At 63.9% G+C, this 7,821-nt stretch carries 10 protein-coding genes; 6 read left to right on the plus strand and 4 right to left on the minus strand.

The window, feature by feature from the left end; translation table 11 throughout:
* Window positions 1–4 precede the first annotated feature (4 nt).
* A complete protein-coding gene (locus AC0L2J_RS24255) occupies window positions 5–418 on the plus strand; it encodes a VOC family protein (protein ID WP_007614293.1) in 414 nt (137 codons plus the stop codon).
* Window positions 419–526: 108 nt separating this feature from the next.
* Here the strand turns inward: AC0L2J_RS24255 and AC0L2J_RS24260 are convergent, their stop codons facing one another.
* The 4 genes from AC0L2J_RS24260 to AC0L2J_RS24275 form a co-directional block, all read right to left on the minus strand.
* The gene (locus AC0L2J_RS24260) at window positions 527–880 is read right to left on the minus strand and encodes a hypothetical protein (RefSeq protein WP_473394768.1); all 354 of its coding nucleotides are present in this window, start codon (window positions 878–880) and stop codon (window positions 527–529) included.
* 529 nt (window positions 881–1,409) lie between these two features.
* Window positions 1,410–1,847, minus strand: coding sequence for a hypothetical protein (locus AC0L2J_RS24265; RefSeq protein ID WP_063994763.1), 438 nt, complete (start codon window positions 1,845–1,847; stop codon window positions 1,410–1,412).
* Between the two features lie 82 nt (window positions 1,848–1,929).
* Window positions 1,930–2,718, minus strand: a complete 789-nt coding sequence (locus AC0L2J_RS24270; protein ID WP_473394769.1) for an SDR family NAD(P)-dependent oxidoreductase — start codon at window positions 2,716–2,718, stop codon at window positions 1,930–1,932.
* Between the two features lie 120 nt (window positions 2,719–2,838).
* Window positions 2,839–4,503: a methyl-accepting chemotaxis protein gene (locus AC0L2J_RS24275; protein ID WP_063994765.1), complete on the minus strand. Its 1,665-nt coding sequence runs from the start codon at window positions 4,501–4,503 to the stop codon at window positions 2,839–2,841.
* A 317-nt stretch (window positions 4,504–4,820) separates the two neighbouring features.
* On the opposite strand from AC0L2J_RS24275, the gene AC0L2J_RS24280 reads away from it, so the two are divergent.
* The 5 genes from AC0L2J_RS24280 (at window position 4,821) to AC0L2J_RS24300 (ending at window position 7,594) form a co-directional block, all read left to right on the plus strand.
* Entirely contained in the window at window positions 4,821–5,183 is a 363-nt protein-coding gene (locus AC0L2J_RS24280; RefSeq protein WP_473394770.1) for a nuclear transport factor 2 family protein, read from the plus strand.
* 161 nt (window positions 5,184–5,344) lie between these two features.
* Window positions 5,345–5,749, plus strand: coding sequence for a YciI family protein (locus AC0L2J_RS24285; protein WP_204512221.1), 405 nt, complete (start codon window positions 5,345–5,347; stop codon window positions 5,747–5,749).
* A 39-nt stretch (window positions 5,750–5,788) separates the two neighbouring features.
* On the plus strand, window positions 5,789–6,151 hold the full coding sequence (locus AC0L2J_RS24290; protein WP_473394771.1) for a hypothetical protein: 363 nt from the start codon (window positions 5,789–5,791) through the stop codon (window positions 6,149–6,151).
* Window positions 6,152–6,247: 96 nt separating this feature from the next.
* Window positions 6,248–6,988, plus strand: a complete 741-nt coding sequence (locus AC0L2J_RS24295; protein ID WP_063994768.1) for a TetR/AcrR family transcriptional regulator — start codon at window positions 6,248–6,250, stop codon at window positions 6,986–6,988.
* 120 nt (window positions 6,989–7,108) lie between these two features.
* Window positions 7,109–7,594 (plus strand): DUF2852 domain-containing protein, encoded by a 486-nt coding sequence (locus tag AC0L2J_RS24300; protein WP_007614282.1) that lies wholly within the window; start codon window positions 7,109–7,111, stop codon window positions 7,592–7,594.
* Window positions 7,595–7,821 lie beyond the last annotated feature (227 nt).

Raw genomic sequence — 7,821 nt, forward strand, 5'->3', positions numbered from 1 at the left:
AACGATGCTCAATCCCTATCTGTTCTATCAGGACACCTGCGAAGCGGCGTTCAATTATTACGCCAAGGTTCTCGGCGGCAAGATCGACGCCATGATGCGTTCGTCGGACGCACCGCCGGACATGGCCGCGGCGCCCGGCCGCGAGAAGACGATCATGCATGCGCGGATGTCGCTACCCGACGGCAGCGTGCTCATGGGCTCGGATGCGCCGCCCGAGCATCGTCACAAGCCGCAGGGCTTTTCGATCTCGCTCACGGTCGCGGACCCGGCGGAGGGCGAGCGCAAGTTCAATGCGCTCGCCGATGGCGGCAATGTCACCATGCCCTTCAGCAAGACCTTCTGGGCCAAAGGTTTTGGCATGTGCGTCGACAAGTTCGGCATTCCCTGGATGGTGAACTGCCCGGCCGAGGGAATGTGACAGGCGCGATCGCCTGACGCGCCAAGCGGCGATCCCCTCTCCACGACGATGCGGGAGAGGGGCGCGCATGAGGACGTTGCGTCATGGGCCGATCGACCGCGTGCCCTATCAACGGATCGATCCGGTCACGTCATTGCTCGGTGGTTGGGAGGAGGGAACGCAGCGCGGACAGATTACGAGCTTTGTCCCGAGCTGCCTGTCATTCTCCGCTTCGATTTCGTCATGGATTGCCCACCATGCCGCGGAGTACGGGCGCAAGGTGCCGAGGACTCTCTCCCGCTCCTGATTCGAATCACTCGTCGCGGGAGTTTGGGTCGCCACGCGACGCTTGATGACGGAGGGACGGTTCGGATCCTGACCGAGGCCGTCCCATGCGATCGGACGGCGTTCCTGCGCAGGCGCGACCACGCATCCCATGAGTGTTGCGCAAAAAGTGAGCAAGACAAAGCCGTGTCGCATCATGCCGGGCCCTTGGGTGTTGTATGCGACGCGCCAAGTCCGCTTGCCGAAGCTTGCCTCGCACCGCTCAAATGGAACCTAAGGGAAACGCCTGGCCGACACGGCCGAATATGGATGTTGCTGTCGCACCACATTGCGTGAGCAGTTAGGCCGCTTCGTGAAATCATGCGGACCGCATCGCACAACAACTGGCGCAATATTAGGCTGTGAACTCCGGGACAGAATCGTTATTTATTTCGTCATAAATTCTAAAAACTGGGGCGGGCGGACTTGGAAGGGGAGCGACCGATGGCGGCGGCGCTGCAGATCAACTTTGCACTTTGGGGTATGCTCATCTGCGCGAGCATGGAATTGGCCCAGCTGATCCAGAGTTATTACTAGACCTCACGAAGCATGTGACCGGCGCAATTTTGCCGGCGCGCTTGTTCGCTGGCTCACGTGCAACGCGATGGCCGTGAAGTTGACGCTCGCGATCATCGAGGCGATGTAGTTGCGCGGCCCTACCGTGCGGGCGCTTGCGTCCGCCTGATCATCACCGGCAGCGCGGATAGATCGCGGCGAGGTCGCGTCCCTTCAGCAGAAGCAACCGCGACGAGAGGCCGCCGCGGCGGCTGATCCAGTCGCGCACCGGGCCGGGATAGGCCGCAAGCACCGCATCTGATGCTTCCGGCTCGGCGTAGAAGCGTCCGCGCCGATCGATCGAGCGCGCCGCATGGAAGCCGAGCACGGCACGCTTGGTGACGCATATCCGCTCGCCCGGCACGATGCTCAGTACCAGCGTGCAGGCGGACAGGCAGGGACCGTCGATCACCACGCGCTCGCCGCTCTCGCGCACCTTCTCGAACAAATCGAGGAACGGCCCGACCTGTCCACCGGGCGACTGGACGATGCGGATTTCGGCCGAGGCAGGCGTGGCGGCGAGCAGCGCGGATGCGAGCATCAAGGCTCTGAGGAAGGTGACGCGTCGCATGAAGCCTCCGCGAATTCGAGTCCGTGGGATAGGCCGACGAGAAGAGGTGGGTGACGCTTCGCTAGGCCACCCTGCGCCGTGTCTATCCGTTCCGCCGTTCGCCGCGCAGCGTCGGCAGGCCGATGCCCGCCGCATCGAAGCCGCCATCGACGGCCAAAATTTGGCCGGTGATGTAGCTGGATCGTTCCGAGCACAGGAAGTAGATGGCTTCGGCGAGTTCCTCTTCCAGGCCGTAGCGGTTGAGCGGGATGGCGTCGTGATAGTCGGCGCGGATCTCCCTGGTGTGCACCTGCTTCGCCATCGCGGTGTCGACCGGTCCCGGCGCGACCGCGTTGACGCGGATGTTGAGGGACGCGAGCTCGACCGCGAGCTGCTTGGTGAGGTGCGCGAGGCCCGCCTTGCTGGTGCCGTAGGCCGAGCGCAGCGTCGAGGCGCGCACCGCCGAGATCGAGGTGATGTTGACGATGGCGCCGCCATTGCCGTCGCGCATCAGCGGCACCGCCGCCTTGGTGCAGAGGAACGGGCCGGTGAGGTTGACCTCGAGCACGCGCCGCCAATCGGTCTCCGACGTCTCCATCAGCGGCGCGAACACGGCAATGCCGGCATTGTTGACGAGCGCGTCGAGCCGGCCAAACCGCTGTTCGACCGTCGTCATCGCGGTGGCAACCGCGGCTGCGTCCGAGACGTCGCAGGTTAACGCCAGCGTGGCTTCGTCCCGGCCGATCTCGGCGACCGCGCGGCCGAGCAGTTCGCCCTCGATGTCGAGCAATGCCACCCGCCAGCCCTCGGTCAAAAATTTCTTCGCGGTCGCAAGCCCGATGCCACGTGCGGCTCCGGTGACGAGGGCGATTTTCTGCGGGGAGGCGGTCATAGCTTATCCGTGGTTTGGGAATTGAGGCGGTCTCCCTACCACGAAAGCCGCGAGGAGACGCGACAAACTATTGCGCCGTTAGCTCGTCGAGGCTCTCCTGTTGCGGCCGCGCAGGTCGGCCTAGGCCAGCTCCGCCGTGGCGCGCTGCATGTTGGCCGACATGTCGGCCGTCACGATGCTCTGTTCCTCGACCGCGGCGGCGGTGGAGGCGATGAACTCGTTGACGCCGGCGATGGCGACCTTGATTGCGGTCAGCGAGCTTGCAACGTCGCCGGAGATGGTGTTCAGCGCGTCGATTTCTGATGTGATGGTGTCGGTCGCCTGCTTGGCCTGATTGGCGAGGCTCTTCACCTCGGAGGCGACCACGGCGAAGCCGCGGCCGGCTTCGCCCGCGCGCGCCGATTCGATCGTGGCGTTGAGCGCGAGCAGGTTGATCTGGCCGGTGATGCCCGAGATCATCTCGACGATGCCGCTCATCGCCTGCGCCGCTGCGTTCAGCCGCTGCGCCTGGCCGTCGGCGGCCTCGACGCGGGTGGTCGCGACCTTCGAATTCTCGCGCGACTTCGCCATGGTCGCGGAGATCTCGCGGATCGACGCGCTCATCTCTTCGCTGCCGGCTGCGACCGCCTCGATCAGACCGCGCGCGTTGTCGGCCTTCTTGCGGCCGATCGCCTGCGCGGTGATGTCGGTGGCATATTTCACCACTTTGTAGGGTTTTCCGTTGAGGTCGAGGATCGGGTTGTAGGACGCCTGGATCCAGATTTCGCGGCCGCCCTTGGCGATCCGCTTGTATTCGGCGGCCTGGTATTCGCCGCGGTTGAGCGTCTCCCAGAACTGGCGGTAGGCCGTCGAATTCTTCACGTTCGGCTCGACGAACATGGAGTGGTGCTGTCCCTTGATCTCTGCCAGCGAATACCCCATCGCCTTCAAGAAGTTCTCGTTGGCGGTGCGGATGGTGCCGTCCATGTTGAATTCGATCACCGCTTGCGATTTCTGGATCGCGGCGAGCTGTCCGTCATTGTCGGCCGCCTTCATCTTCTGCGCGGTGACGTCGGTCGCAAACTTCACTACCTTGAACGGCCTGCCCATCTCATCGAGGATCGGGTTGTAGGTTGCCAAAATCCAGATTTCGCGTCCGCCCTTGCCGATCCGCTTGTATTCGGCGGCTTCGAACTGGCCGCGGTTCAGCCGCCCCCAGAAGTCGGCATAGGCAGAGCTCGCGCGATCCTCCGGCGTCACGAACATGCTGTGGTGCTTGCCCTGGATCTCGTCGAGCGAGTAGCCCATTGCGCCCAGGAAATTCTCGTTGGCGGTGAGGATGGTGCCGTCCATGTCGAATTCGATCACGGCCTGGGCACGGTTGACGGCGGCGATCTTGCCCGCGTCCTCCATGGTCTTGACCTTGTATGCCGTGATGTCGGTGGCGAACTTGATGAAGCTGACCACCTTGCCGTTCTCGTCGCGCAGCGGCGCGTAGGAGGCGTGGACCCAGACTTCCTTGCCGTTCTTGCCGAAGCGCTTGTATTGCGTGGTCTGGAACTCGCCGCGGTTCAGGCTGGCCCAGAAGTCGCGGTAACGGGCGCTCTCGCGTTCAGTCGGGCTGACGAAGATGCTGTGATGCTTGCCCTTGATCTCCGAGAGCGTATAGCCGCTCATCTTGAGGAGATTTTCGTTGGCATCGAGAATGGTGCCGTCGAGGCCGAATTCGATCACGGCCTGGGACCGGTCGAGCGCCTCGACTTCCGCGATCGCGTGCCTGACTTTCTTGCTTTGGAAATTGAACACGTAAGCTCCGCCTAATGCTGAGGGGCGAATCAGCCGGATTGTCATACCGTTTCGCTCAAGCTAACAAGTTGCATGGGCTTCTTTAGCAACTGTAAATTCCTGCACGAGACGTTGCCCGCTCTGTATTTCGCACGCGTCCGCCATGTTGCTCAGGTTGCAAGCATTCTTGATTCATATGCACGGCGGAGGTCATAGAACGAGCCGTATTTGTACGGGCCGCCGCGTGCATTATTTTTCGCGTGGTTGCTGCCGGACGTGATGTCGGCGCGGCTGCGCGTCAATCGTCTTCAAGACGATGCTGACTACGGAACCGTTCGATGACGAATCCCGAGCGCCTGATTCGAGACCTCTTCGCCGCCTATCTCGGCAACGACCGGCAACGGGTCGCCGACGCGTTGGCCGACGATTTCCGCTTCACCAGCCCGTTCGACGACGACCTCGACAAGGCTGCCTATTTCGAGCGTTGCTGGAGGGACACCGGCTGGATTGCGCGGCACGACATCGAGCGGATTTTCGTCCAGGGCGACGAGGCCTTCGTCACCTATTTTTGCTTGGCGACAGATGGCAGGAGCTTTCGCAACACCGAGTTCTTCACCTTTGCCGGCGACAAGGTTCGCCGCATCGAGGTCTATTTCGGCGCTGCCCGGCAGGACAGTCGTTTCCTGCCGCAGGCGCGCTAGCGCCAGCCAATAATCTCCAGAATAATTTTCGTCACCTGTCGGTTTCGTCAAGGTTCCTTCGTCTTGGAGGTGAGGGCGGGCGGCCCGGGCCGTCGCTCCCGTCCATCCGGAGTGGCGCCTCGCCGCGCAACCCGAACGACAAAAGCACGCAAGGAATGCTCATGCGATTCATGATGCTGATGATCCCGCTCGGCTACGAGACCGCAGCGCCCGACGTTCAACTGGATCCCGAGCGGGTTGCTGCGATGATGCGCTACAACGAGGCGCTGAAGGACGCCGGCGTGCTGATCACGCTCGACGGCCTGCACCCGCCCTCGATGGGCGCGCGCGTCTCGTTTGCGGCCGGCAAGCCCATCGTGACCGATGGTCCGTTCGCCGAGGCCAAGGAGGTCCTGGGCGGCTACTGGATGATCGAGGTTGCCTCGCGTGCCGAGGCGATCGCCTGGGCCAGGCGGTGTCCGGCCGCACCGAACGAAATCATCGAGATCCGTCAGGTGCAGGAGATGAGCGACTTTCCGCCTGACGTGCAGGAGGCCGCCGCCGGTTTCGGCGACCTGAAGAAATAGCCGCAGCTTTGTCTATCCATCACCAAAAGGAGAGAACCGATGATCCTCGACACCTATCTCGCCGTTTTCCTCGGCAGCAAGACCAGCTCCAAATGGGCCGCATGGAATGCGATGCCCGAGGTCGAGCGCAAAGCAAAGGAGCAGGAGGGCATGGCGGCCTGGAAGGGCTGGGTGGAAAAGCACCAGGGCGCGATCGAGGCCATGGGCGGGCCGCTCGGCAAGACCAAGAAGGTGGACGGCAAGGGCCTCGCCGACATCGCCAACGAGATGGGCGCATTCACCGTGGTGCGCGCGGCATCCCATGAAGCCGCGGCCAAGATGTTCGAGAACCACCCGCACTTCACGATCTTCCCCGGCGAACGCGTCGAGATCATGCCGGTGCTCCCGATCCCCGGCGGCTAGGATCTCGGCCGCCGCCCCGGACCGGGAAGAATACGGGTCGATCAAACCCGTCGCCGCTAGTGACCTTCCTGCCCGGCTCATGTAAAGGTCGTTCACATGAGCTGGCGCAAGGAGACGCGCCGCGCCGAGCGCGGCTATCACCACGGCAATCTGAAGGAAGCCCTGTTGCAGGCCGCCCTCGGGCTGATCGCCGAGAAGGGCGCGGCCGGCTTCACCTTTGCCGATGCCGCGCGCATGGCCGGCGTCAGTGCGGCGGCGCCGTACCGGCATTTTCGCGACCGTGAAGAACTGCTGTCCTCGATCGCGCAGCGCGGCTTCGAGCAGTTTGAATCGCGCCTGACCGCGGCCTGGGACGACGGACGGCCCGACACCGTCACGGCGTTCGAGCGTGTCGGCAGGGCCTATCTCGCCTTCGCCCGCGAGGAGCCCGCGTTCTACAACGCGATGTTCGAATCGGGCGTGCCGGTGGATTCCAATCCGGCGCTCCAGGCCGCCAGTGAGCGTGCTTTCAACATCATTCGTGCTGCGGCGGAGCGGCTTGCCGCGCTGGCGCCGCCGGGCACGCCGCGGCCTCCGGCGATGATGATGGCGCTGCACATCTGGTCGATGGCGCATGGCGTGGCCTCGCTGTTCTCCCGCGGTGACGCCGCGCGTCGAAAGCTGCCGATGTCGCCGGACGAGCTGCTCGAAGCCGAGGTGCTGATCTATCTGCGCGGTCTCGGCTTCCCGACCGATCGCCGTCCTCCGGCGAAAAGCGCCGAGCCGCCGCCGGTGCCACCGGAGGCATCCTCCGGTTCAGGCGTGCCGCCCGGTGGTCCCTGGGGCAAGCCGAAATAAAGTTACTCAAATAATTGCGTCGCCCTGTCAGGCGGTCGGCTTGACAAAATCGCGGGATGATCTACCTATGTAAATGTTATTTACATTCACAACGGCGCTGATGCCGTCATGGAGAGGGAAATGGCCTACACCGCTGATGTCAATCGATGGCGCGGCCCTTCGGACCAACACTACGAGCGCCCCCACATGCTCAATACGCCCTGGCATCCCGGCTGGATCGCCGTGACCATCGTCGGCTTCATCATCTGGTGGCCGATCGGACTTGCCCTTCTCTTTTTCACACTCGGGAGCAGAAGAATGTCGTGCTGGAGCAACCAGGATCGCTGGCAGAACAAGATGGAGCGGATGCAGTACAAGATGGATCGTATGCGCGGCCGCATGGAGCGCCACGGTTTCGGCTTTGGCTTCGGCCCGCCCTCGAGCGGCAACCGCGCCTTTGACGAGTACCGCACCGAGACACTGCAGCGGCTCGAGGAAGAGCAGGTCGAGTTCAAGAATTTCCTCGACCGTCTGCGTCACGCCAAGGACAAGGAAGAGTTCGACCAGTTCATGGCGCAACACAAGACGCGCCCTACCCCGCCGCCGACCGACCAGCAGCAGGGTTGATCTCAAACTTGATCTCGGGACTGACGCCTCTCAAAGCCGTCAGGCGCATGCCCCCAAAGTCCTGATGGCCCCGAGCCGCGGGGGGGGGGGGGGGCCCGCCCCGGCCGGGGGGGGGGGGGGGGGGGGGGGGGGGGGGCGGGGCCCCCGCCCGGGGGGGGGGGGGGGGGGGGGGGGGGGGGGGGGGGGGGGGGGGGGGGGGGGGGCGCGGGGGGGGGGGGGGGGGGGGG

The organism is Bradyrhizobium sp. MV1.5, assembly GCF_055807615.1.